Source organism: Microcoleus sp. B6-A1 (assembly GCF_036705085.1).
Lineage (GTDB): Bacteria > Cyanobacteriota > Cyanobacteriia > Cyanobacteriales > Microcoleaceae > Microcoleus.
The window spans coordinates 1-23,506 of the sequence record NZ_JAUBTU010000046.1; the positions used below are offsets into that span (position 1 = coordinate 1).

A 23,506-nucleotide genomic window follows, 5' to 3' on the forward strand; every position below is an offset into this window, starting at 1 on the left:
AGCTGATTTTCTCTGTTTGACCCTCACGAGTGAGTGTCAGTAACATGATACCTCATCTTTCAGAGAAAGGCTATATAATCTCTCTATTATTATATAGGGCAAAATGCCGTATGTGACGCTAAAATTTAGGAGCGATCGAACTTATGCCCAATTACACGTAAGTGCGATCGCGCCTCTGGTGGCTAAAGCGGTCAAGTTGCTGTTCAAAGAGTTCTCCTCGTCAGTTAGATCACTCCTAAATCTGGCGTTGCTTAATCAGGGTATGAAAAAAATCAGTTGAAAATCCCCAAGCTTTGTGGGGACTGGTTTTTATGACTGGCATATTTAACCTTTCCTACCGTAAATCAGCAACGTCCACAAAACAAATCACTTGGTTCAATAATTAAACCTACAACTTTCCCTGATAAATATATTATTAATATCGTTGTTAAACCTTAAATTATAAGCGGACACTCCCATTTTTTTTAGAATATTTATGAATCATTTAATCAGTAAACAAGCCTGTATATATTAGTTATTTTTGGCTGGCTAAGCTAAGACTGTGCCAGATATGCGATCCTCTTCGAGGGCTTCGCTAACGCGCGCCTCCAACTTGTTCAAGGTCGAAGGAACAGCGAGTCCCTAGCGCGGTAGTGGTCAGTATTTTTGAGAATCTACTTCTTAAGTAACAGTCAAAATCTAGTTCTTAGGCAGTAGATTTTCTGAGAAGTATATAGTTAGCCTAGTAAATGTAACAGTAATACCCAAGGATATCTATGACTGATAATAAGCAGCCTTTTAACCAACCTGAAGCCAATCCTGACTTCCAGGAAAAGAATGTTGACAATAGCGAAAACGCGCAGCTTCAGGCTCAGACTAACGAAAATGCAGAATCAAAGGAAGATCAATCATCAGGCTCAGGCATTGGTGCTAGGATAGCTGGAGCAGCAGTCGGTGGTATACTCGGTGCTCGCTCTGGAGGCATTATTGGTGCTGTAGCAGGCTCAGTTGCTGGCGCTATGATTGGTAAAGGTACTGCTGATACTGTTAACCGTGCTGTAGATAATTTAGGGGATGCAGCACACAGCGTAGCAGACGGTATTACACACACTGTAGAAGAGCTAGGGACAGTAGTAAAGGAAACTGCTGAGGAAGTTAGACCATCTATCAAAGCTACAGCAGAAGCAGTCAAGGAGACTGTTGAGGAAACCAAGCCTTCGATTAAAAGTATAGCCGAATCTGTCGATCAGACAGTTAAGGAAGCCAAGCCTTCTGTAGTAGAAGCAGTCAAGAGCGCATCCGAGGAAGTCAAACCTACAATTAGAGAAGTAAAAGATTCAGTCAAGCAGACAGTCGAAGGTGTCAAGCCTTCTATACAAAGTGCAGCGGATTCTATTAAGAGCACTGCTGATGAAGTTAAGCCTTCTGCCAAAGCTGTAGCTCAGGAAATTGAGGGGGCAACTAAGGATCTGAGATCGACTGTAAAAGATACAGCGAAAGCAGTTGAGCCCTCTATAAAAAGTGCAGCCGAATCGCTTAAGTCATCTGGTAAGAGTGCTGCTGAATCAATGAAGTCATCTGCTCAAAGCGCCGCCGAATCTGCTAAAGGTGCAGCGCAGGATGTTAAGTCATCTGCCCAAAATGCTGCCGAATCTGCTAAAGATGCAGCGCAGGATGTTAAGCAGGATGTTAAGTCATCTGCCCAAAATGCAACCCCATCTCCTCAAGCTGCAGCGCATGATTTTAAATCATCTGCCCAAAATGCAGCCGAATTTGCTAAACCTCCAGTGCCTGATTTTAGGTCATCTGCCCAAAATGCAACCCCATCTCCTCAAGGTGCAGGGCATGGTTTTAACTCATCTGCCCAAAATGCAGCCGAATCTGCTAAACGTGCAGCGCACGATGTTAAGTCATCTGCCCAATATCTAGCCGAATCCACCGAGGAAAATATGGATACGGATATTCACATCTCCGGCACTCCTAAACTCAAGGATCAAGTGGTCATTCATGACAAGAGAATCATTAAGGACTAGGTAAAGTAAGGACTTAACTCTAGCTTGTTCAAGCTAGCCCTAAGAGAGTTTAACAAAGAGTGGATCTGAGAAAAGAGTCCACTCTTTTCTGTGTATGAGAAATGCGATCGCCTAGGGTTTAACGGAGAGTCTATTTATTGAGGAACTCTCCCCCTGAAGAAGGAGAGATTTCGTTTCTAGACTACTGGCAGAAGTGGTTAAAACGGCTAAATTTTTTTGTAGAAAAAGCTGCTTGATAAATCGAGAAATAGTTAGGGTCAAGCTGAGGTGGCCAGTTCAACCCCTAACTATTTAATATCCAAATTGCAAAGTCACAGAAGCTTCTACCTGCTGTTCCCCTCCCACCACTGGCGTTGTAATAATATCAGCACCAGCAGGGCGAGAAGTAGCAAACTGCCGATACATTGGAGGCGGCGCGATCGCACCGTTGACTTGAATGCCCAGAATCTCTCCCCGCTTGAGGTTGAGGGCGCTAAAGGCTGCATCCGCTTGCGCTTGAGCATCTTGAGTTGCTTTTTTGATTGCTTGTTTTCGAGCAGATTCGATCGCACTTTCGGCGGCGGCAAAACTCACACCGTCGATGCGTGTGGCTCCGGCATTTACCGCATCGTCGAGCAAAGTGCCGGCAGATGCAGTATTAATCCGAAAACTGACGGTATTTGTCGCCGTATAGCCAGTCAAGCGCTGCTGGTTGTTTTCGTAGCTGTAAGTCGGGCTGAGGGTGATGCCGGCAGTTTCGAGTTTTTCGACTTGGCGCGATCGCAGCAACTCTACCACAGCGGACGATCGTCTCGCCGCTTCCTGCTGCACCTCGGCCGCCGTTTTCCCCTGCACCTCAACCCCCAGCCGCACTTGCGTTTGAGTTGTAGGAATCGCTTCCACACCCCGCCCAGTAACAGTCAATGTTCTGATCCGCTGTTCTTGGGCCACCGCCGGATCTAATCTCACAAAACTAACGAGAGTTAAGGTTAAACATAACGCTGTTACCAGACTACGGAAATTAATGCGATCGCGACGTTGCCAATTTGAATTCATAAACTTGATTCTCCTCACATACAACAGATGCTATACTTTACCTTCCCACTGAAAGTGCTAAATATCCGGGTTGTTACATTTTTAGCAACTAAAAAAAGTATTAGTCATTAGTCATTAGTCATTAGTCATTAGTCATTAGTCATTAGTCATTAGTCATTAGTCATTAGTCATTATATGCAATCGTTAAAACAACTTGCCCGCCGACTCAAAAAAGAAACTTACGCTGTTTATTTAGCAAGTACAGACCAGAGAGTACCTTGGTACGCCAGAATTTTAGCAGGCCTTACGGTTGCCTACGCTTTTAGCCCGATCGACTTAATTCCCGATTTCATACCAATTCTCGGCTACTTGGACGATTTGATAATTGTACCTTTGGGAATTTGGCTGGTACTGAAGATGATTCCGCCACAGGTTTTAGCCGAGTGTCGGGAAAAAGCAGCCGCAGAAATAGAGCGAGGAAAACCGATAAATCGGGCTGCCGCTGTTGTGATTATTGCCATTTGGATTGGCTTGGGAATATTAGCAGTAATTTGGCTGACACGGATATTTAAAGGTTAAAAAAAATTACCTATCTATTTATAGTGTAGAGTGCGCGCCGAGCACCTTACCTTAAACAACTCCTTTGAGCCAAAAATATTTAAAGTTTAAAAAATCACCGTTCTAGTTATAATATAGGGTGCGCTAGGCGCACCTTACCTTAAAAAGAACTCGCGGTATCGCATACCAAGTATTATTTACCCCTTAAAAAATTAAACTAACTTTCTAGCTATGACTCAAACCACTGATTTCCTCAGCCACCTCAATCCATCTCAGCGCCAAGCAGTCGCCCATTATAACGGGCCGCTGTTAGTAGTAGCGGGGGCTGGTTCCGGCAAAACCAGAGCTCTAACTTACCGAGTTGCTAACTTAGTTCGCACCAATCGAGTCGATCCTGAAAATATTCTGGCGGTGACATTTACAAATAAAGCCGCCAGGGAGATGAAAGAAAGAATTGAGAAATTGCTGGCAACTCAGCAAGCTGAAGCCGAATATGGCAAACCTTTGGTAGACTTAGCCCCGGATGTGCAGACGAAATTGCGATCGCAAATTTACCAAAGAATCACCAAACACATTTGGATGGGGACTTTTCACTCTTTGTGCGGCCGCATTCTCCGCTACGATATAGAAAAATACCAAGACGAAAAAGGGCGCCAGTGGAAGAAAAACTTTTCGATTTTTGATGAGTCAGATGCTCAAAGTCTCGTCAAACAAATTGTCACAAAAACACTGAACCTCGACGACAAGAAATTTGACCCCCGAAAAGTCCGCTATGTCATCAGCAACGCTAAAAATAAAGGTTGGTCGCCTCTAGAATACCAAGCAGCAGAACCGGATTATCGAGGTCGCGTGATTGCCGATGTTTACAGTCGCTACCAAGACGCTTTAGCAGCAAACAATGCCCTAGATTTTGACGATTTAATCCTCGTTCCCGTTAAACTTTTGAGCCAAAACGAGCAAGTATTAAGTTACTGGCATAAAAAGTTTTGCCATATTTTAGTTGACGAATACCAAGATACTAACCGCACTCAATACGATTTGATTCGGATGTTGGTGACAAATAACGCCGACCCGAAAAACTTCGATAAATGGCAAAACCGTTCGATTTTTGTCGTGGGCGATGTCGATCAATCAATTTACAGCTTTCGGATGGCAGATTATACCATATTGCTGGAATTTCAAGAGGATTTCGGAGATGGTTTGTCGGACGATAAAACTCAGACGATGGTAAAATTAGAGGAAAATTATCGATCGCGCGAAAACATCCTGCAAGTCGCAAACCACTTGATCGAACACAATACCGAACGGATCGAGAAAATTCTGCGCCCGACTCGCGAACCCGGAGCTCCCATTGTTGTCTGGCGGGCTGACAACGAATTAGATGAAGGGGAATTTGTAGCAGGTCAAATTCATTCTTTGAAGCGCCAAAACTCCGAATACGAAAACGGTAGTAACTTTGCGATTCTCTACCGCACAAACGCTCAATCTCGCTCCTTTGAAGAAGCGTTAATGCGTTTAGACATTGCCTACAATATTGTCGGTGGTCTCAAGTTTTACGATCGTAAAGAAATCAAAGATATCCTAGCATACCTGCGGGCGCTTGCCAATCCCGACGATAGCGTCAGCCTCAAACGCATCATCAATACTCCCCGTCGCGGCATTGGGGATACCACATTTTCCAAAATCGAAGACGCTGCAACTCAGTTAGGCATTCCGTTGTGGGAAATCCTCAGCGATGAATCTTCTGTCAATACTCTCGCAGGGCGATCGGCAAAAGCTATTATTAAGTTTGCCGAAATGATTGGTCGTTGGCAATCGCAAGTTGAAACCCTGCCCGCTTCGCAAATTGTCCAAGGAATTATCCAAGATTCAGGCTACATTGAAGATTTGAAAAATCAAGGAACCGAGGAAGCAGAAAATCGCATAGAAAACGTCAGAGAATTGTACAATGCTGTGCTGCAATTTGAAGAACAAAACGAAGAACCGACGCTGACATCATTTTTAGCAAAAGCATCTTTAGCATCCGATTTAGATGACTTGCAGGAAGAGGATTCCCGCGTGTCGCTGATGACGCTGCACTCTGCAAAAGGGTTAGAATTTCCCGTAGTATTTCTAGTCGGAATGGAACAGGGTTTATTTCCCAATTTTCGCAGTTTGGACGACCCGAAAGCGATCGAAGAAGAACGCCGTTTGTGCTACGTGGGCATCACTCGCGCCCAGGAATTGCTATTTCTCACCCACACTCGCGAACGCCGCCTCTGGGGAGGCTACCGGGAACACTGCACCCCTTCGCTATTCTTAGGGGAATTGCCGACACATTTGCTGGCTGGAAGTGCGAAGAAAACTAAGACAGCTAAAACGGCTGTTTCCAAGGGAAAAACTAATAATTCAGCAGCTAATTCTGGGAATTCTCAATCGGCAGAGTGGAAAACGGGCGATCGGGTTTTTCATCATGCTTTTGGAGTGGGAGAAATTACCCATGTTTTGGGAGAAGGCGATAAAACTAATCTGGCAATTAAGTTTTCAGGTTTGGGCAGAAAAATTATCGATCCGAGAACAGCTAAGTTGCAGCGAGTGTAATAGAAAATCCGGCGGTTTAAACCGCGTCTATACAGGCAAAACCCGCCGACGCGGGTTTCCGAGGGGGCGGTAAAAATTACGTTTTTATCTTTAGTCCACGTCGGGTATCTCGTTTGTGTCGATGCGGTTTCAACCTTAGTTTTATCTAAGTAAAAAGCAGAAATAAAAACCTAAACTCTTATGTCTTACAGTCAATTTACGACCATCGGCAAGGTTAAAGAAGCCTTCAATCTTACAGTAGTGGAAGGAATCAGATTTCTGCCGGAAATCGAACCGATCGCACCCGCAACAGCCTTGCAGACCATGCTGGAGACAAATTTGCCTTGGGCGATCGCCACTAGCACCGAAAAAGCCCGTTCTGAAGCTATTATTAACCCTGTATTGCTGGAAGTTCGCAGGATTCTTAACCAACAAATCAGCGTGTTTTCGGGTGAGGAATTTAATGTTGATGTAGCTGTTGGACTTACAGGAGTTTGCGATTTTATCATCAGCCGTTCCCCGGAACAGTTAGACGTTGAGGCCCCGGTAATTGTGATGGTGGAAGCTAAAAAAGGAGATTTGAAAGTAGGTTTGGGTCAATGTATTGCTGAAATGGTGGCAGCCCAGAGATTTAATGAAGCAAAAGGGATCTCGATTTCCGTCATCTACGGCAGCGTTTCCAGCGGCACAGCTTGGCGGTTTCTCAAGCTGGAAGGGCAAATAGTGACGATCGATCTTACCGATTATCCGCTACCTCCAGTAGATAAAATATTGGGATTTTTAGTGTGGATGGTGTGCGAAAATTAGCATATATCAAATCTGCGTTGAAAACTCCCGATCGGAGTCGGCGGTTAAAACCGTTACTACACAACCTTGCGTCCGAACAGAGGGGACTCAAAAGAAATGATTCAAGGCTATCCCGCAGGGAATCGCCCCTCGATCGATCTTATCTCACATCTTGCACCATTTTCAAGAACAGGCAAGATGCCTGTTCCACAAGAAAATTCACTCTTTGTGGAACAGGCATCTTGCCTGTTCATAAAAGACTTATTAACAAGGATGCAACATCTCATATCTTATTCGACTACCTGAGATTCCACACGCCTGTATTTACCCGCCAAACGTTCTCGACGCTGGCGGCGGTTGTCAGCTTCAAATATGGCAATCGCTTCATCTAACTTCAAATTGAAAGCGTCCAACTGTCGGCAGACTTCACGCATCTTTTCAACGTGTCGCTTTCTGGTTTCAGCGTCGGGGATTCTAGGTTGTTGATTCATCGTAAGTTCCAATCCATTTTGATTTCTTGAATGCTTGCTGCTGAGGCATCGACAATTGCCTCTCCGTCTTCTATCGTTCCATACAAAAAGTTTAACGTATCCGCAGTCGCAGCGGGTTGAGATTCTGCCACCTGCTGCAAAAGCCTGTACAAACGATTGTAAGAGGTTCTCAACCTTTCCTTAATATTATCCAGGGATTCTAGTTCCGGGAGTGTCGCTTCTGTCTCGCCAAACTGCTGCATGAATATATATTCTGTGGCGGTTGTTTCGTTGAGGATTTCCACTAGCCGCCGCTGCAATGTGAAAATTGTGTTCAGGATGTCATCAGGTAGCTTTGCCATTGTCCTTAATTTTTAGGGATAACAACTTAACACAATATATCAGAATGTTTACTTCCTCTCATTTTAGCTTTAATCGAGAGCGATATCAGTCCAAATTTACCACCTTTAAATTTGCATTCCATGCTTCGCCAATAACGCACTTCCATAAGCAGCTGCAGTATGAATTGGCTTTACTACAGGCACTTTTAAATAACGCTTTCTAATCGCACTCCAAACCAAATTTTTTGCCCCGCCGCCAGCAGTATAAACTTTTGTCAAAGGAGTTGCACCCAATTCTTGCAATAATTGATATCCCCGCGCTTCAATCCGCGCGATGCTTTCTAGCAAACCGTGCAGAAATTCCACTGAATCAGTTGGACGCGGTTCGAGTCTGGGCGGCAAATTCGGGTCATTAATCGGAAAGCGATCGCCCTTTTTCAACAATGGGTAATAATCCAGCAAACTCTCTTGTTCGGGATCAATTTGTCTGCTATAATTATCCAACTCAATATCAGTAAAAAAGTGTCGCAGCACCGCACCTCCGGTATTAGAAGCACCTCCAACCAACCACAAATCGCCTGCCAGGGCGGGCACGGGGGCACCGCCCCTACACAAGGGGGGGAAACGATGACTGTAAATCCCGTATTTAGAATCATCTACGCGGGTATGACTTAACAGTTTGACTGCTAGTGTAGAACCGAGAGAAGTTACTGCTTCCCCTGGTAAATTGACACCGCTTGCTAAAAATGCGGCAATGCTATCGGTTGTACCAGCACAAACCATACAATCACGGGGAAAACCGAAGCGATCGCGCACTTGATCTCTCACTTCCCCCACAGGCGTGCCCGGTGCGACAACTTGCGGCAATTCAGGATTTGCAGCGCCCGCAATTCCCTCTATCAGCCAATTCGGATAGCACAAAGTATCAACATCGAAACCGAGTTTCAAAGCATTGTGATAGTCGCTAATTCCTAATTTTCCGTGCAGCAGAAATGCCAGCCAGTCAGCTTGATGCAGGAAAAATGTAGGGGCGGTTTCCTCTCGAAAGTCTTGGAACCACAGGAGTTTGGCCAGACTCGACGTTGCGCTCAATACTGTGTGGTTATCCGGTGCGATCGCCCGCAACCTCTCTGTCACCGCTGCACCGCGCGCATCATTGTATAAAATCGGCTCGCATACTGGTATACCGTCAGTATTGCACAGCATGACAGTGGAAGATGTGCCGTCAAGGGCGATCGCCCTTACCTGATTGCGGATTGTTGGGGGAATTTGCTCGATCGAATCCCACAGCGCATTTTGCCACACCGAGGGCAATTCAGGCTGTTGTTGACCGTTGTTAGCAAAAGTATATTCTGTCTCACAATGTATTGTACCCTGGGAGTCTATGACAGTCGATCGGGCGCCAGTCGTGCCGAAATCTATTCCCAAATAAAGATTCATTTGCCACTCCCGCGAATTTTCCTATTTTGAGTAAACCAAAAAGTTTATTTGCATTAAGGCTAAGACCAACTGTCACAAATGGGGGTTACAGTTTAGGTATGTAGTTGCGCTGAAGCGCTCTTTCCTAAGATAAGAGCGCTTCAGCGCAACTACATACCTTTGTCGGCCTTGCTGAATTTAGGGTATGAAAAGCTAAATATGCAAGTCATAGAAACCTGTATCCATAAAGCTTCTGGATTTTAAACTTATTTTTTTATACCCCGATTAAGTAACACCCAAAAGCAGTTATATCCCAGAGTTATTGAAGAATTCGGGATCTAACTGCCATAAAAATTAATGAAACAAACTAAACTTTTTTCAAGTAACACAAAGCCCTTCGATTAACCTAAAACCTCAGTTTGTAGTAGCGCTTTACGTAATGCCGTTACTGCTTCTTCTGTTTCTATCAACCTATGGAGAGCAAGCGCAATATCATCTTCAACCTTCAGCAGTTTAGCTGCTTTTTTTACAGCTTTTTGCTCTTCAAGTGAGTAATTGTCATCTGCACGAGCCATTTGAATTGCATGATACAACAATGACCTTGATTTTGACCAAGTAGAAACATCAACTGTAATCTTGGTGAGCAGGCTTTCTAAATCAGCATTTTTGTATTCAAATGTTTTGTATTTTTCTATTACTTCTTCAGGAGCGCCAGCCATGCGCTGATGATTTAGTAACCAATTAAGTTCGGCTTCTGAAACCTCTCCATCAGCTCCAGCAATAGCGAGCAGTGCATATCCATAGCTAAGGTATGCTTCAAGGGGAATTTCGGAAATACCCAAGTTGTTTTTCAGAAATTGTGAAGCAGGTAGTGCCTCTTTAATATTCGTCATCAGTTACCCCTTTAATTTTTGTGAGAATTTATTGTGGTCAGAGAAGTGTTGGTTTATAAAGGTAAACCGTTGGGATACGTCGCTGCTAGACGTTTTTCACGGATTTGTGATTTACAACAATTTTAAGTATTGCACATATAAGTGTTATTTAAATATTTAAAAAATATTTATACCAAATCCGGGTTAGCTACCCCCTCTATGATGCTACCGTGTACACACAAGTTGCTCGCTGACCCATATTGTAGAAACCCTGTTTCCTAGCACCTGGATTTCTCGTTTTGCCGAATCAATAACTTAAAATTTATTAAAATAAGCTTCCTTTCTGAGATTCATGCGAGACTTTGGTTTCAGGAATTGTGTGGAAAGATTTCGGACTTGTGTATACAGGGTAGCTTCTTAAGGATGCGAGGGGGATTGGGACTCGGCGATCGACCAGAGATACAATTGTTTTCAGGCGATTGTTGACACCTATGGGCTGACCCCCGTGTCCCTACTTTCATCCCTTAAACTTTTGTCCCGCACTCAGGACAAAAGTTATTCGTCGAAACATTCTTCGCGCTGCAACTGGGACAATAAACCAACTCCGCAGAGTGCAACTTGCTACGATCGGGCAAACCAACCAAGGGCTGAAATCGCTATAAATTACAGCTTACAGCTCTTGATGCGAGAGAAGAGAGAACCACACAACCAACCCCAACCACCCCAACACCCCAACAACCCAACCCAATCCTTCTCCCCCCCACGCAAACACACGCGCACACGACGGGAGGTGACCCCGTGGTGCTTCCAGATTAAAGGTTAAATCATCGTACTCCAACCAACCTTTCCTCCCCTTTCTCCTCTTTCGCCAACCGACACGATCGCCTAGCTTGCATTCAGTGTCATAATCAACTTTACCGCCTATTTCTAACCAGATTTTTTTCTGGACACTAAAGCCGAAACGACCCTGACTATATTTTACCCACAACTGGTCGATCGTCCGCAAATCATCGCCAGGAAAATTCTCGATCGAGTTCGTATCGAACCAACCTTCCTTCTCCCGTCTCGCAGCTTTTAACATCACCTTGAATGTTTCCCTATCCGCCTCTTTCCACTTTCCTGCTGCTAATAAATCCCGGAGACGAGTATAGTCAACACCCCGCGCTGATGTAAGCGAGTCTGGTGGCGTTGGTGGTGGAGGTGTTTGAGCTGATAATTGAGGTGATTGAGAAGCAAGATCCTGCAAAACTTCAGTAGCAGATTGATAACGTTTTTTAATAGCAGGTTGTATCATTTTATCTAAAATCTGACCCAGTTCCGAACTGACAGATGTTTTTAAGTGTTCTCGCCACACCCACTCAAACTCGCTATCATCGAATAAATCAATCGGTTCAACCTCAGTTAACAGACACAGACAAGTGACACCCAGACTATAAATATCACTCGCATGAATCGGTTTACCGTTGGCTTGTTCTGGTGCCGTATATCCAGCCGTCCCGATTCTCGTTCCCGTTACCCCTAGAGCCGTTTGTGTCGCATATTTCGCGGCTCCAAAGTCAACTAAAACCAGTTGCCCATCTTGCCTAAGAATAATATTTTCTGGCTTGATATCCCGGTGAATTACTTGGCGAGAGTGAATGAACTCGAATACTGGCAGTAAATTATTAAGCAAGTCGCGAATCTGCGTTTCGCTAAAATATCCCTTAGATTCTAGTGCTTCGGCTAAGTTTTCACCGTCGATGAATTCTTGGACTAAATACTGCCGTCCATCTTGACTAAAATATGCTAATAAGTCGGGAATTTGAGAATGTTTACCCAACTGCTCTAGGCGGACTGCTTCAAGCTCAAATAACTCAGCAGCTTTCTGGATACTAGAAGGGTCTTGAAATTGGGGGTAAAATTGTTTAATAACGCAGGGAGGTTTAGATGGTTTATACTCGTCAATAGCTAGAAAAGTGCGCCCAAATCCCCCTTGTCCAATAATTTTTTGGGCTCCGTAGCGATCGCCCAATAGCAGTTTATTCCCACATTTTTGACAGAATTTTGTATAGCCAGACGGGTTTTGGAATAGGCAATCAGGGTTTAGACACTGGCTCATAAAATATGCTTAGAGATTACACATTAAAGCTCTCGATGCGATGCCAGCGGAGATGGTGTTAAATGTGAAACAGCAGATCCGGGTAAAGAGACGGCATTGCCGATATGTGTCAACTTAAGTCTGAAACCTTTGTATCTCTCGCTTTTATCCGAGGCCAGATCCCCCCTAGCCCCCCTTAAGAAGGGGGGAACCGGAGCGATCTCAAAGTCCCCCTTCTTAAGGGGGATTTAGGGGGATCTGGCCTCGACGATAAACAGCAGTCTATGACTACGTTTGACCTTAAGTTGAGACTAATAGGCACTGCCTAAGTCCCCACTCAAAACTCGTTAAACTTTTGTCCCGCATTCAGGACAAAAATTATTGCTCGAAACATTCTTCGCGCCACAACTCGGACAATAAACCAACTCTGTAGATTGCAACTTGCTACGTTCCGGCAAACCAACCATTTGAGCGTTGCTCTTACCTGGAACTACCATCGGATAGCAGTTTTCGTCCCTCGTCACCTTCACGTTCATCAGCACCGGGCCGTCGTGAGCGAGCATTTGAGCGATCGCATCTTTGAGTTCCTCCGGTTGCGAAACCAGCATCCCCTTCACGCCATAAGCTTCAGCCAGCATCACAAAATCCGGCATCCCCACCGTCATATTCGACGAGGAATAACGCTCGCCGTAGAACGCCTGCTGCCACTGCCGCACCATGCCTTGCCAGCCATTATTTACAATAACAACCTTGACATTAATGCCGTATTGTGCTAGTGTTCCCAGCTCTTGAATATTCATTTGAATGCTAGCATCCCCAGCAATACAAATCACTTGCTCATTGGGTAGCGCCATTTTCGCGCCCATCGCAGCCGGCAGCCCGAAACCCATCGTGCCCAAACCAGCGCTGGAAATCCAGCGGCGCGGCCCGTTGTTCAAAAATTGAGCCGACCACATTTGATGTTGACCGACATCCGTTGTGTAGTAAGCATCAGGTGCTTGAGTAGCCAACTGAGAAATCACCTCTTGCGGAGACAAAATGTCTGGGTAATGAGGCACAACTAACGGATAGTCCTGTTTCCAGTGATCGATCCTGTGCAGCCATTCCGCAGTCTGTCCGGCCTTCCCCGAAACTCCAGTTTCCCGACAGCGACGCAGCAAATCGAGCAAAACTTGGCGGACATCTCCGACAATCGGCACGTCAGGGCCGCGATTTTTGCCTACTTCCGCCGGGTCGATATCGATGTGAATCACCTTCGCGCGCGCTGCAAACTCGTCTAATTTGCCCGTCACCCGATCGTCAAACCGAGCCCCGACAGCAATCAGCAAATCGCACTCGGTAACGGCAAAATTAGCGTAAGCAGTGCCGTGCATCCCCAGCATTTTCACCGACAAAGGATGGTTTTCGTCAAAGGCACCTTTGCCCATCAGCGTTGTCGTCACCGGCAATTGGAAAAGTTCGGCCAGTTCCTTAATTTCCTCGTGGGCCCCGGCTGCGATCGCCCCGCCCCCGACATAAAGCAAAGGACGCTTTGCTTCCTGCAGCAAATAAATTGCTTGATTAATTTGCCGGGGATTTCCCTTCACCGTCGGCCGGTAGCCCGGAATTCTCACCGATCCGGGTTCCACGGGCAGATAGTCAAATTCTTCTAAACCCACATCCTTGGGTACATCAACCAAAACAGGCCCCGGCCGCCCTGTACTCGCGATGTGGAAAGCTTCAGCCACAATTCGCGCCATATCTTTCGGGTCGCGTACTACATAGGAATGCTTGACAATTGGCAGGGTAATCCCGTAAATATCTGTTTCCTGAAACGCATCAGTGCCGATCGCCGGACGGGGCACCTGACCGGTAATAATTACCATCGGGATCGAATCCATGTGGGCTGTCGCAATCCCCGTCACTAAATTAGTTGCGCCGGGGCCCGAAGTAGCAAAACAAACCCCAACTTGTCCGGTAGCGCGGGCGTACCCGTCGGCCGCGTGAGCAGCACCTTGCTCGTGGCGCACCAGAATATGTTTGATTGCGCCAGTTTCTTCGGCGCGGTAGAGTTCGTCGTAAAGCGGCAGAATTGCGCCACCGGGATAACCAAAAATATGCTTGACGCCGTGGCGGATCAAGCTGTCAATCAGAGCAAATCCACCAGTTGCACGCCTGATGGTCACTTTAGTTTTTAGTTGCACAGAATTTCCTCCCTTAAACTAATTATGATTTTTAATGAAAGCTTTTATAGCTTGTAAAACTATAGTCATCTATTACATGACGTGGGAGGCATGAAGTCCCTCCCCTTTCGCTTTTACTTTGAGCGGATTAACCCGCCTCGGCTGAACTACGCAGCTCCCTATCCCATCGCTAAACGCATTTGGGATTGCTTTTCTCAAAATATTATAGACCCGTTAACATCGGCATTAATCATCTGGCTATATGATACTACCATTGTCTATTGATGTTTACAATCTTAATGATGTTTTATAATACTATAGCGGTTCTCAAAAAAGTGAGGTAGGCCATTAGCCATTAGCCCTATGACCTATGCCATTAGCCATTAGCCCATGAGTACCTCATCTTTCTGAGAAAGGCTATACTTTAATCTCAATAGTCAAACTCTGAAAATTTGACTGCTGATATTTTACAAAAAGTTTGGCGAGCGGGCGGTGTCCGATCGCGAAATTGTGGAACAGCAGAGGCTCAAAAGAAACAGAGGAAATCGCGGCCCCTATGCCGGTTTACCGCGATATGACGCTTGTATAGCATTCTTGATACTCCCCACTGATGAATCAGGGGGATTCTTGAATAAGACCACAAAGGGACTTTCAAAGGCGCTATCAATGCGCCTCTACCCACTCAGCATGGACGAATCCAAGCTTTGCGTATACTTTTGGCTTTTTTCTGCTTTCGGAGTCCATCACTTATGCCAGATAGGTACGCTCCACATTTTGATATTTTTTGTCAGTTAAATAGGCTTCCTGCTCAAATGCAGTAGTGGCTTACTGTGCCGGAATCTCACCGAAACTAAAATGTTTCAACACGTAGATGGTTATTCTTAGTCGCTGCACTTATCATATCATTGCGACTCCAATTGCGATCCTTCCACGGCGACGGTCGTCGCAGTCGCTTTCCTCCCCATGTCTAAAGCCAGGGGCTTCTCGCTCGTTTTTTGGTGATTCGGCATTCGACAAGAAAAACTAATCGTTTGAGCAATTAAGAACGTCCTAATCATCAGGGCGGTTGCTATGTTATGGATCGATCGCGAAAACCAAGCCCTCTTGCTTCTTCCTTCTTTGCAAAGTTCAGAGAACATCCTGCAAGACTTTGCGAGTATGTTTCCAAGCTGCCATGCCCATCACCGAGACCAAAAAGCCCAAACTCAGCAACACGATCCGCAAGCCGAGGTCATCCGAGCCGACTGCTTTGCTGACAGCATCAGTCAGTGGGCCAGTAATCGCTAAAGGCAGGCTCAGAGCAATATTAATCGCATTGTTTTCAAATCCAAAGACTTTACCCCGCATAGATTCGGGAGTTTTTTCTTGAATCAGAGCTTGCATCGGGCCGTTAATCAAGGAAGCACCAAAACCAAACAGAGCACTCAATCCGAAACCCACCCATAACTGTCGAGTAAAGGCAAACATTGCTAATACAAAACCCATCATCAAGAAACCGATTAAAGGCAGAGGTTTGTGGTGCATTCGATCGCCCCAGTGTCCCAAAAAGGCTGCGCCGAAGACCATTCCGACTCCTGCTGCAGCCAGCAAAAAGCCAAATTGAGTTTCTTTGAGACCTATTTTGCCTGAAAGCGCGATCGCCAGCACCTGAAGCGCCGCAAACACCGAATACAAAATGGTCAACTGCACCATCGCGTTGCTGACAAGGTGATTGTGTTTCAAATAGCGCAAACCTTCTTTGAGATCTTGCCAAGGATGGACGTTTTTGCCACTGCTGCCGGCATGACGTTCTTTGATCCGCATAGCATAGATCAAACCTGCTGATATTAGGTACAACCCGCCCAGCAAAAACTCTTGAGAACTCGATCCGAAGCTGTGTTTGACCCAACTAAACAGCGGTTCGCCGATCGTCATCCCGACAATAATCCCGCCCATTGTGGACGAGGCGAACAGCGCATTTGCCGACATCAGTCCCTCTCGCCCCACGGTCAGGGGGATTGCAGCCTGCTCTGCCGGAGCAAAAAATTGCGTTACGGTAGAGATTAAAAACGTCATCGTCAACAAAACCACAAAAGCTTTGGGCAAAAACGGCAAAGCTACAATCAACGCGGCTCGAATCACGTTGCAGGCGATCAGCATTTGCTTTTTGGAAAAGCGGTCTACCACGATACCGGCTACGGAACCAAAGACGATCGCCGGCACGGTGTAGGCGATCATCACCGCTGACAGCATAGAATTTTCCGAATGTTGCCAAGAAACAGGCCAGGGTCGGTAGTCGCCGGTTTTCAGCAGAATAATCAGCAATACGTAAAAGATTTTATCCGCCACTTGGGCCAATAATTGGCCCGTCCACAAGGCGAGGAAGGGGCGATTTCTCAGTAGGGCATCAAGCCCGCTGCGGTCAGGGGGAGGGCTGGCTGGGTGCATAGGAATAGTTTAACTGACCGCTTCTGGCAATTATAGTTTTCAGCAATATGTGCAAATCTGACATAGCAAAGCGGAAACTCGGAAAACTCCTGTCTCCTGCGTTCTTTTTCTGTTTTAGCAGATCAGCGGCGGGGGACGGCTGCTGCAGTCTTCTTAACTCTACCGCGATCGGCCGGAGCCGAGAACCCGCTCGCCCGGAAAATCCGAGAAGATTGTTAAAGGTTGGCGTGCATTTCATCGCGAGTACAAGATACGGTAATATACTTGACAAAATACTTGCTGCTGGCAGTGATATTAAAAGATGTCACGCCGATTAAGTAATATAACGAAGGTACTAACTGTTAGGAGTGAGAAACTTGAAAAAGGTTGAAGCTATTATTCGCCCCTTTAAACTAGACGAAGTGAAAATCGCACTCGTCAATGCTGGTATTGTGGGGATGACTGTTTCTGAAGTTAGAGGTTTTGGCCGTCAGAAGGGCATGACAGAACGCTATCGCGGTTCTGAGTACACTGTTGAGTTCTTGCAAAAGCTCAAGGTGGAGATTGTTGTGGAAAACGATCAGGTTGACATGGTGGTTGATAAAATTATCGCGGCTTCCCGCACGGGCGAGATTGGCGACGGCAAGATTTTCATCTCTCCTGTAGAACAAATTATTCGGATTCGGACTGGGGAAAAGAACTTGGAGGCAATCTAAGATACTGGGGCATTGGGCATTGGGCATTGGTAATTGGTCATTGGTCATTGGTCATTGGTAACTAATCATTGCCAAGGAAAAACCTCTTTCCTGTTTAGTTCTGATACCTAAGTGTCAATATCCAATGCCACAGTTACCCCCGGTTTTGGCTTTTTTCCTAATTAGGGGTTGACAATGCTCGCCATTTGTGGTATAAGAGCGTGGAAGGCTCTGCCGCGGTGAGAGTGCGATCGCTTGATATCCGGTGTCATTTCGGCAAATGTCTGTTGCTGTGCGGGTACGTAGAAAATGGGGTCATATCCGAAACCTCCCGTACCGCGAGGAGTATGCAGGATTTCGCCGCGGCAAATTCCTTCTACTTGCAAGGCAATTGTACCGTCGGGACGGGCGATCGCGATCGCGCAAACAAATTGTGCTTCCCGGTTTTGTTCGCTTCCCAATTCTTTGAGAAGTCGAGATATCCTGTCAGGATCGGTTTTCCCGTAGCGTGCGGAGTAAATCCCAGGTTGGCCGTCGAGTACGTCTACCATTAAACCAGAATCATCGGCGATCGACCATTTGCCCGTTGCTTTTGCCACTTCAGACGCCTTCAAGCAAGCATTAGCAATAAAAGTTTCGCCTGTTTCCTCGATTTCCAACTCTTCCGGTTTTAGTTCCAATTCCCATCCCAAATCCTGAAGATAAACTTGCATTTCCTTGAGTTTACCCGGATTGCCCGTAGCTACAACTAGCAATTTGCGATCGGTCATTATTTCTGTTAAAACTTACCGATCCATATTAACAAACATATTGGGGAAATGGTTGCAACAAAATTCCCAAAATCTTATCAACATCTTGAATATAGTATTCAATCGGATCGATATAAACAATAGTTTCCTCCAAAATCAAGAATTTCCAGTTAGTTCCCGTCGTCACCGCGCCGTAAATGCGATCGACCTCAGTGTCTTGGTTTTGATTGAAACATTGGGCCGCTACCATTGCAGCCACGCATTGACCCAAACCGCCAATAATATCTTCTTTTTTTGCCTCAAAAATTGTTATAACCGGAGCACTGATGAACAATTGTTCTGAAGAACCGCTAATAATATAATCGCAAAATCCTTGCAAACCTCTTTCTGGATCGACAGTAAAATCCTTACCGGAAAAAAGAGAAACTCGTTTGTTTAACAATCGCCGAACTTCTGCTAATATCGGGGCAATCAAAAATTCTGAGCGAGCTTTTTCTGTGGAAATAAAAGTTGCTAGCGGTACATAATCAATCAGGATTGTTGTTAATATTTCGGATGGTGAGACGGGTTTTGTATCGGCAAATAAATTGCGAGTTTCATCTAAAATCAATCCAAAATCTTTTTTGACTTTCGCAAGGCTGAAATCGCTGTAAGCCATTTGCTTTTATCCTAAAATTAATCTGATATAGCAATAGTATTTCATTGTGAGTAATATTTTTTTTACCGCAGAGGCCGCAGAGGACGCAGAGAAAGAGAGATTTGAGATCGAGTCATCCGCGTTCATCTGCGTTTATCTGCGGTGGAAAAGTCCGATTAATTATGCGCCCAATTTTTCGCCCAGTTTAAGTTTTGCATGACTTCTTTCAATGTCGCTGCTTCTGAATACAGCCGCAACACGGGTTCTGTTCCGCTAAACCGAATTAACAGCCAACTTCCGTCAGCTAAACGGAATTTATATCCGTCCACTTTGTTGCAATCTACAACTGCTTTGCCGGCGATTTCTGTTAAGGGTTGATTTTGCAGCAGGGACAGCAAACGCGACCTTTCTTCCATGTTTGCTAGGTGCAAGTCTATTCTGTCATACGCTGAAGTAAAGCTTGTTTCTTGTTGCAGTCGGCTGTAAATTTCGCTTAAGTCTTCCCCGGATTTGACCACTGCTTCTAATAAGTACAGGGCTGACAGTAAAGCATCTCGTTCGGGAATGTGCGTACCGTAGCCAATTCCTCCCGATTCTTCGCCGCCGACTAAGACTTGGGTGGTCAACATTCGATCGGCTATATACTTGTAACCGATCGGCGTTTCAAATAATGGCAAGTCGTACAGCTTGGCAATTTTGGGAATTATGTCTGAACCGCTGACTGTTTTGATGACTTCCCCGGTCAAGCCGCGCCGTTTTGCTAAATGTTCGATTAAGATGGGAACTAGGATTTGTGAACTGAGGAAGTTGCCGCTAGAGTCAACGGCTGCAATTCGATCGCTATCTCCGTCAAATACAAATCCGATTGACAAACCAGAACTTTTTCGCTGGTGAGTACGCATCACCCGAAATAACTGCGACAGGTAGCGCGGCAAAGGTTCGGGTGCACCGCCACCAAACAGCGGATCTCGATCGCTGTTGACTTCGTGCACTGTTTCTTCTAAAATTTGAGCTAATCCTCCGGCGGCGGCCCCGTGCATTACATCTACAAATACTGTAATTTTGCCGCTGGCGATCGCTTCTTTAATCGCCTCAATATCTACCGTTTCCCGCAAGGTTTTGCAGTAAGCCGGCCAAGGATTGAAATTCTCCAATTTGCCGGGAGTTGCTGAAAGTGCCGCCGGATTTTCGAGTTTTGCTTCTATCTGTTGAGTAACTTCGGGCGAAACTGAACCGCCAAATCCGCCCTTGACTTTTAACCCTAAATATGCACCGGGATTGTGGCTGGCTGTCAGGACGATCGCACCCAAAGCATTTAATTGTTTGGCAGCTAAACTGAAAGCTGGAGTGGGGGCGTAGGATTCGCTCAGGAGCACGTCAAATCCTGCGTTTTGGATGGCAACAGCCGCTGTGAAGGCAAATTCTTCAGCCAGAAATCGGCGGTCGTGACCGACAATTACGGTACCGCTGCTGCCATCGCTGCCGCCGGTTTGTGCGAGAACTTGTGCCGCTAGGGGAGCGACTAACGCTACGCGATCGAATGTAAAATCGTCAGCAATGATGCCGCGCCAGCCATCTGTACCGAATTTAATAGGATTCATTTAGTCACAAGTCATGAGTCACCCGTCTATTTTATGGGTTTATCAGTCGATCGTCATCTGATTTTAGATTTTAGATTTTAGATTGCGACTGCGGATGAATCTGGGGGCTAATGACCAAATTGCTCGATCGCTAGCCACCTGGAAAAAGTGATTGACTAATGACTAATGACTAATGACTAATGACTAATGACTAATGACTAATGACTAATGACTAAAAGAATGCCGGTTGGTGGCGGATCAAATTCAGGAATTCTTCACGAGTTTTCTGTTCTTCTTGGAACACGCCCAACATTGCACTTGTAACCGTCCAAGCACCGGGTTTTTGCACACCCCGCATCGTCATGCACATATGGCTGGCTTCCATTACCACAGCTACTCCCTTCGGTTCCAATATTGTCTGAACTGCTTCGGCAATTTGGCGCGTCAAACGTTCTTGCACCTGCAACCGGCGGCTATACATCTCGGAAATTCGGGCTAATTTGCTCAATCCCACTACTTTTTGGTTAGGAATGTAAGCAATGTGAACTCTGCCCATAAACGGCAGCATATGGTGTTCGCACATACTGAATACGCTGATGTCTCGCACCAGTACCATTTCGTTGTGACCTTCGTCAAAGATAGCGCCGTTGAGGAGTTCTTCGAGGGATTGACTATAACCACTGGTGAGAAACCGCATTGCTTCTGCTACCCGTTTTGGGGTTTTGAGCAATCCTTCGCGTTCGGGGTCTTCTCCTACTCCCAGCAGTATTGTGCGAACGGCCTCCATCATTTCTTCTTGGCCTACTTCTGAGGGTTTGGGCACGCTGGATTCTTGACCGTTCGAGGAATTGCGATCGGGTCGAGTGGGGATGCGCGGGGAGTTATTATCTGCGGTTTGTAACAGTTTCATGCTGTCAGTCGAGAGTGAGTTCGAGCCATTGGAATCGGTGGAAGATGCAATTGTCATAACAAGTTGGTGTGAGGGTGAATCGATTTTCGATTTTCGATTTTAGATTTTCGATTGGGGGATATATAGCCTTTCTCAAAAAGGTGAGGTACGAATTTTGACCTGAAAAGCTTGACCTTACAGGGTTTCTGTATACCTCATTTATCTGAGAACCGCTATAGCTAGAGATTCAAAGATTGTTGAATTCGAGAAAAATCCAGCAGTCTAAAATCTCAAGTTCACAAAACTCCTGCGTTGGACATGAGCGTGATTTCTTCAATTACTGCACTCGCTGGCAACTGAACTGCGTGCAGAATTGATTGGGCGACGATTTCTGGGGTTAACATGGCGGTGCGATCGAAGTCGGCGTCCACGGTGTCTGTGTCCCACAGGGGAGTGTTGACAGAACCGGGACAGATTGCTGTTACGCGAATTCCGTGAGCCCGTTCTTCGGCGGCTAAGGTTTTAGACAAAGCCATGAGACCAAATTTGCTAACGCAGTAGGCTCCCCAGTTGGGGAAGGCTTGGGTGCCGGCGATCGAGGAAACGTTGATGATGATTCCCGATCGGCGATCGCGCATGGAGGGCAAAACTCCTAAAATGCACTGCCAAACGCTAGTTAGATTGAGGTCTAGAACGCTCTGCCAGTCGGTTAGGGACGTTTCCGTCAAGGAGCCGGTGTAGCCCATGCCAGCGCTGTTTACCAGGATATCTACGGAACCCAATTGAGCTGCGATCGCGCTGATGCTGCTTTGCACTTGCTCAATTTTTGCCAAGTCTAAGGGATAAGCTTCTGCTTTCACTCCGACTTTTCGGGCTGCTGCGGCAACGGCTTCTAAGTTTTCCGACTCTCGGCTAACTAAGGCCAGATTTATGCCCTCGGCGGCGAACGCTAGAGCCGTCGCTTTGCCAATACCGCTGCTGGCTCCGGTAATCAGAGCCTGCTTTGTTGTTGGATGGTTCATTCAGTGTCCTAATACTTTCGCTCGGCAACTCCCTACAGCGTTGCAGCCTTCTTCGGCAAATTAGACAACTGTCTGCTGCGGGTGATAACAGTTAATTATGAGATAAACATTAAGAACTGTTAAGCCGTGTCACCTGAGAAATTATAACACTGCTGACAGATCCGCAGAATAATGAGGTGTGAGTTATGAGTTTAAAGTAAAAGATTTTCAACTCATAACTCACAGCTCTGAATCGAGCGGCTCAAGCCGCAATTTCAGTGAATACACCGATGTGACGAAACTTTTGATACCGGAGTTCGCGTCGCTGCTGACCCGTAAGCTGGGTTAGTTCTGCTAAGTTTTCTAACAAAGCTTGTTTGAGTATGGAAGCGGCTTTGAGGGGATTCGAGTGAGCGCCACCGATCGGCTCTGGTACTATTTGATCGAGAACGCCGAGGTTTTTCAAATCCCAGGAAGTGATTTTCAGGGCTTCTGCAGCCAAGTTAGCTTTGCCAGAGTCTTTCCAGAGAATGGCGGCACAAGCTTCGGGGGTGGCGACGGTGTAGACGGAATGTTCCAGCATCAACAGCCGCTCGCCGACACCGATACCCAATGCGCCGCCGGAACCGCCTTCGCCGATGACGGTGCAGATGATGGGAACGTCGAGGCGAAACATTTCTCGGAGGTTACAGGCGATCGCCTCTCCCTGTCCGAGCTGTTCTGCTTCTAAGCCCGCCCAAGCCCCCGGAGTGTCGATAAACGTGAAAATTGGCATTCCGAAGCGATCGGCGTGTTCCATCAACCGCAGGGCTTTGCGATAGCCACCGGGAGCCGCCATGCCGAAGTTGCGGGCGATATTGTCTTTTGTGTCGCGTCCTTTTTGATGGCCGATGATGACTGTGGGACGCCCGTCTATGCGGGCAATTCCACCGACGAGGGCCGGGTCGTCTCCGCCGCGCCGATCGCCGTGAAGCTCGATCCACTCGTCGCTAATTGCCTGAATGTAATCGAGGGTGCTGGGGCGGCGCGGGTGACGGGCGAGTTGCAGTCGCTGCATGGGGGACAAGCTGCTGAAAATTTCTTGTCGCAGTTGGGCTGAGCGAGCCTCGAGTTTGCGAATTTCGTCGGTGACATCGACGCTGTTTTCTGCGGCGAGTTCGCGAATCTGGTGAATTCGGGTTTCGAGTTCGGCCAGGGGCTTTTCAAAATCTAAGAGTAAGGGTTTACGGTCTGGGTTTGGCACGCTGATAATTTCTATAAGGTTTTGTCAGGTTTTGTC

The 23,506-nt window shown here is 46.4% G+C and carries 20 protein-coding genes and 1 pseudogene; 5 read left to right on the forward strand and 16 right to left on the reverse strand.

The genetic code is table 11. The annotated features are described in order from the left end of the window. The first annotated feature begins 755 nt into the window (after positions 1-755). Positions 756-2,012 (forward strand): hypothetical protein, encoded by a 1,257-nt coding sequence (locus tag QUB11_RS17925; RefSeq protein ID WP_333204045.1) that lies wholly within the window; start codon positions 756-758, stop codon positions 2,010-2,012. A gap of 291 nt (positions 2,013-2,303) precedes the next feature. On the opposite strand, the gene QUB11_RS17930 is transcribed toward QUB11_RS17925, so the two are convergent. Further along, positions 2,304-3,047 (reverse strand): SIMPL domain-containing protein, encoded by a 744-nt coding sequence (locus QUB11_RS17930; protein ID WP_333204047.1) that lies wholly within the window; start codon positions 3,045-3,047, stop codon positions 2,304-2,306. Between the two features lie 174 nt (positions 3,048-3,221). On the opposite strand from QUB11_RS17930, the gene QUB11_RS17935 reads away from it, so the two are divergent. The 3 genes from QUB11_RS17935 to QUB11_RS17945 all read left to right on the forward strand — a co-directional run bounded on the left by QUB11_RS17935 (position 3,222) and on the right by QUB11_RS17945 (position 6,950). Next, positions 3,222-3,605 carry a YkvA family protein gene (locus QUB11_RS17935; RefSeq protein ID WP_333204049.1) on the forward strand — a complete coding sequence of 128 codons (384 nt, stop codon included), beginning with the start codon at positions 3,222-3,224 and terminating at the stop codon, positions 3,603-3,605. A gap of 210 nt (positions 3,606-3,815) precedes the next feature. Then, positions 3,816-6,164, forward strand: a complete 2,349-nt coding sequence (gene pcrA / locus QUB11_RS17940) for a DNA helicase PcrA (RefSeq protein ID WP_333204051.1) — start codon at positions 3,816-3,818, stop codon at positions 6,162-6,164. Between the two features lie 180 nt (positions 6,165-6,344). Then, positions 6,345-6,950, forward strand: a complete 606-nt coding sequence (locus QUB11_RS17945; RefSeq protein WP_333204052.1) for a hypothetical protein — start codon at positions 6,345-6,347, stop codon at positions 6,948-6,950. A gap of 269 nt (positions 6,951-7,219) precedes the next feature. Here the strand turns inward: QUB11_RS17945 and QUB11_RS17950 are convergent, their stop codons facing one another. From QUB11_RS17950 to QUB11_RS17985, 9 genes and pseudogenes are all read right to left on the reverse strand, one after another. Then, positions 7,220-7,420: a hypothetical protein gene (locus tag QUB11_RS17950; RefSeq protein ID WP_333051533.1), complete on the reverse strand. Its 201-nt coding sequence runs from the start codon at positions 7,418-7,420 to the stop codon at positions 7,220-7,222. After that, positions 7,417-7,761 (reverse strand): hypothetical protein, encoded by a 345-nt coding sequence (locus QUB11_RS17955; protein ID WP_106146328.1) that lies wholly within the window; start codon positions 7,759-7,761, stop codon positions 7,417-7,419. The genes QUB11_RS17950 and QUB11_RS17955 overlap by 4 nt, the downstream gene beginning before the upstream one ends. 105 nt (positions 7,762-7,866) lie before the next feature. After that, positions 7,867-9,180 (reverse strand): FGGY-family carbohydrate kinase, encoded by a 1,314-nt coding sequence (locus QUB11_RS17960; protein ID WP_333391308.1) that lies wholly within the window; start codon positions 9,178-9,180, stop codon positions 7,867-7,869. 380 nt (positions 9,181-9,560) lie between these two features. After that, positions 9,561-10,052: a TerB family tellurite resistance protein gene (locus tag QUB11_RS17965; RefSeq protein WP_333149670.1), complete on the reverse strand. Its 492-nt coding sequence runs from the start codon at positions 10,050-10,052 to the stop codon at positions 9,561-9,563. Positions 10,053-10,555: 503 nt separating this feature from the next. Next, positions 10,556-10,675 carry a zinc-ribbon domain-containing protein gene (locus QUB11_RS31310; protein ID WP_445300857.1) on the reverse strand — a complete coding sequence of 40 codons (120 nt, stop codon included), beginning with the start codon at positions 10,673-10,675 and terminating at the stop codon, positions 10,556-10,558. A 26-nt stretch (positions 10,676-10,701) separates the two neighbouring features. Further along, positions 10,702-12,129, reverse strand: a complete 1,428-nt coding sequence (locus QUB11_RS17970) for a serine/threonine-protein kinase (protein ID WP_333391310.1) — start codon at positions 12,127-12,129, stop codon at positions 10,702-10,704. 326 nt (positions 12,130-12,455) lie between these two features. Further along, the gene (gene ilvB, locus QUB11_RS17975; RefSeq protein WP_333204060.1) at positions 12,456-14,291 is read right to left on the reverse strand and encodes a biosynthetic-type acetolactate synthase large subunit; all 1,836 of its coding nucleotides are present in this window, start codon (positions 14,289-14,291) and stop codon (positions 12,456-12,458) included. Between the two features lie 72 nt (positions 14,292-14,363). Continuing rightward, a pseudogene (locus tag QUB11_RS17980) lies at positions 14,364-14,536 on the reverse strand (RNA-guided endonuclease TnpB family protein); the annotation flags it as partial. 862 nt (positions 14,537-15,398) lie between these two features. Next, positions 15,399-16,697, reverse strand: coding sequence for an MFS transporter (locus QUB11_RS17985; protein ID WP_333204062.1), 1,299 nt, complete (start codon positions 16,695-16,697; stop codon positions 15,399-15,401). Positions 16,698-17,053: 356 nt separating this feature from the next. On the opposite strand from QUB11_RS17985, the gene QUB11_RS17990 reads away from it, so the two are divergent. Then, positions 17,054-17,392 carry a P-II family nitrogen regulator gene (locus QUB11_RS17990; RefSeq protein ID WP_006633346.1) on the forward strand — a complete coding sequence of 113 codons (339 nt, stop codon included), beginning with the start codon at positions 17,054-17,056 and terminating at the stop codon, positions 17,390-17,392. A gap of 161 nt (positions 17,393-17,553) precedes the next feature. On the opposite strand, the gene rdgB is transcribed toward QUB11_RS17990, so the two are convergent. From rdgB to accA, 6 genes are all read right to left on the reverse strand, one after another. Next, positions 17,554-18,141, reverse strand: a complete 588-nt coding sequence (gene rdgB / locus QUB11_RS17995) for an RdgB/HAM1 family non-canonical purine NTP pyrophosphatase (protein WP_333204064.1) — start codon at positions 18,139-18,141, stop codon at positions 17,554-17,556. Positions 18,142-18,169: 28 nt separating this feature from the next. Further along, the gene (locus tag QUB11_RS18000) at positions 18,170-18,778 is read right to left on the reverse strand and encodes a hypothetical protein (RefSeq protein ID WP_333204066.1); all 609 of its coding nucleotides are present in this window, start codon (positions 18,776-18,778) and stop codon (positions 18,170-18,172) included. 155 nt (positions 18,779-18,933) lie between these two features. Further along, positions 18,934-20,358 carry a phosphoglucomutase/phosphomannomutase family protein gene (locus QUB11_RS18005; RefSeq protein WP_333204068.1) on the reverse strand — a complete coding sequence of 475 codons (1,425 nt, stop codon included), beginning with the start codon at positions 20,356-20,358 and terminating at the stop codon, positions 18,934-18,936. Between the two features lie 211 nt (positions 20,359-20,569). Then, a complete protein-coding gene (gene folE, locus QUB11_RS18010; protein WP_333204070.1) occupies positions 20,570-21,304 on the reverse strand; it encodes a GTP cyclohydrolase I FolE in 735 nt (244 codons plus the stop codon). Between the two features lie 218 nt (positions 21,305-21,522). Continuing rightward, entirely contained in the window at positions 21,523-22,248 is a 726-nt protein-coding gene (locus QUB11_RS18015) for an SDR family oxidoreductase (RefSeq protein ID WP_333204072.1), read from the reverse strand. A 241-nt stretch (positions 22,249-22,489) separates the two neighbouring features. Then, on the reverse strand, positions 22,490-23,470 hold the full coding sequence (gene accA / locus QUB11_RS18020) for an acetyl-CoA carboxylase carboxyl transferase subunit alpha (RefSeq protein WP_333204073.1): 981 nt from the start codon (positions 23,468-23,470) through the stop codon (positions 22,490-22,492). Between the last annotated feature and the right edge of the window lie 36 nt (positions 23,471-23,506).

Excerpts from the sequence above, each read along its gene's own strand:
- QUB11_RS17965 (WP_333149670.1), bottom strand. The coding sequence starts at position 10,052 with ATGACGAATATTAAAGAGGCACTACCTGCTTCACAATTTCTGAAAAAC.
- QUB11_RS18005 (WP_333204068.1), bottom strand. The coding sequence starts at position 20,358 with ATGAATCCTATTAAATTCGGTACAGATGGCTGGCGCGGCATCATTGCT.
- QUB11_RS18000 (WP_333204066.1), bottom strand. The coding sequence starts at position 18,778 with ATGGCTTACAGCGATTTCAGCCTTGCGAAAGTCAAAAAAGATTTTGGA.
- QUB11_RS18015 (WP_333204072.1), bottom strand. The coding sequence starts at position 22,248 with ATGAACCATCCAACAACAAAGCAGGCTCTGATTACCGGAGCCAGCAGC.
- QUB11_RS17955 (WP_106146328.1), bottom strand. The coding sequence starts at position 7,761 with ATGGCAAAGCTACCTGATGACATCCTGAACACAATTTTCACATTGCAG.
- QUB11_RS17930 (WP_333204047.1), bottom strand. The coding sequence starts at position 3,047 with ATGAATTCAAATTGGCAACGTCGCGATCGCATTAATTTCCGTAGTCTG.
- QUB11_RS17985 (WP_333204062.1), bottom strand. The coding sequence starts at position 16,697 with ATGCACCCAGCCAGCCCTCCCCCTGACCGCAGCGGGCTTGATGCCCTA.
- QUB11_RS17970 (WP_333391310.1), bottom strand. The coding sequence starts at position 12,129 with ATGAGCCAGTGTCTAAACCCTGATTGCCTATTCCAAAACCCGTCTGGC.
- folE (WP_333204070.1), bottom strand. The coding sequence starts at position 21,304 with ATGACAATTGCATCTTCCACCGATTCCAATGGCTCGAACTCACTCTCG.
- pcrA (WP_333204051.1), top strand. The coding sequence starts at position 3,816 with ATGACTCAAACCACTGATTTCCTCAGCCACCTCAATCCATCTCAGCGC.
- QUB11_RS17945 (WP_333204052.1), top strand. The coding sequence starts at position 6,345 with ATGTCTTACAGTCAATTTACGACCATCGGCAAGGTTAAAGAAGCCTTC.
- QUB11_RS17950 (WP_333051533.1), bottom strand. The coding sequence starts at position 7,420 with ATGAATCAACAACCTAGAATCCCCGACGCTGAAACCAGAAAGCGACAC.
- rdgB (WP_333204064.1), bottom strand. The coding sequence starts at position 18,141 with ATGACCGATCGCAAATTGCTAGTTGTAGCTACGGGCAATCCGGGTAAA.
- QUB11_RS17935 (WP_333204049.1), top strand. The coding sequence starts at position 3,222 with ATGCAATCGTTAAAACAACTTGCCCGCCGACTCAAAAAAGAAACTTAC.
- QUB11_RS17960 (WP_333391308.1), bottom strand. The coding sequence starts at position 9,180 with ATGAATCTTTATTTGGGAATAGATTTCGGCACGACTGGCGCCCGATCG.
- QUB11_RS17925 (WP_333204045.1), top strand. The coding sequence starts at position 756 with ATGACTGATAATAAGCAGCCTTTTAACCAACCTGAAGCCAATCCTGAC.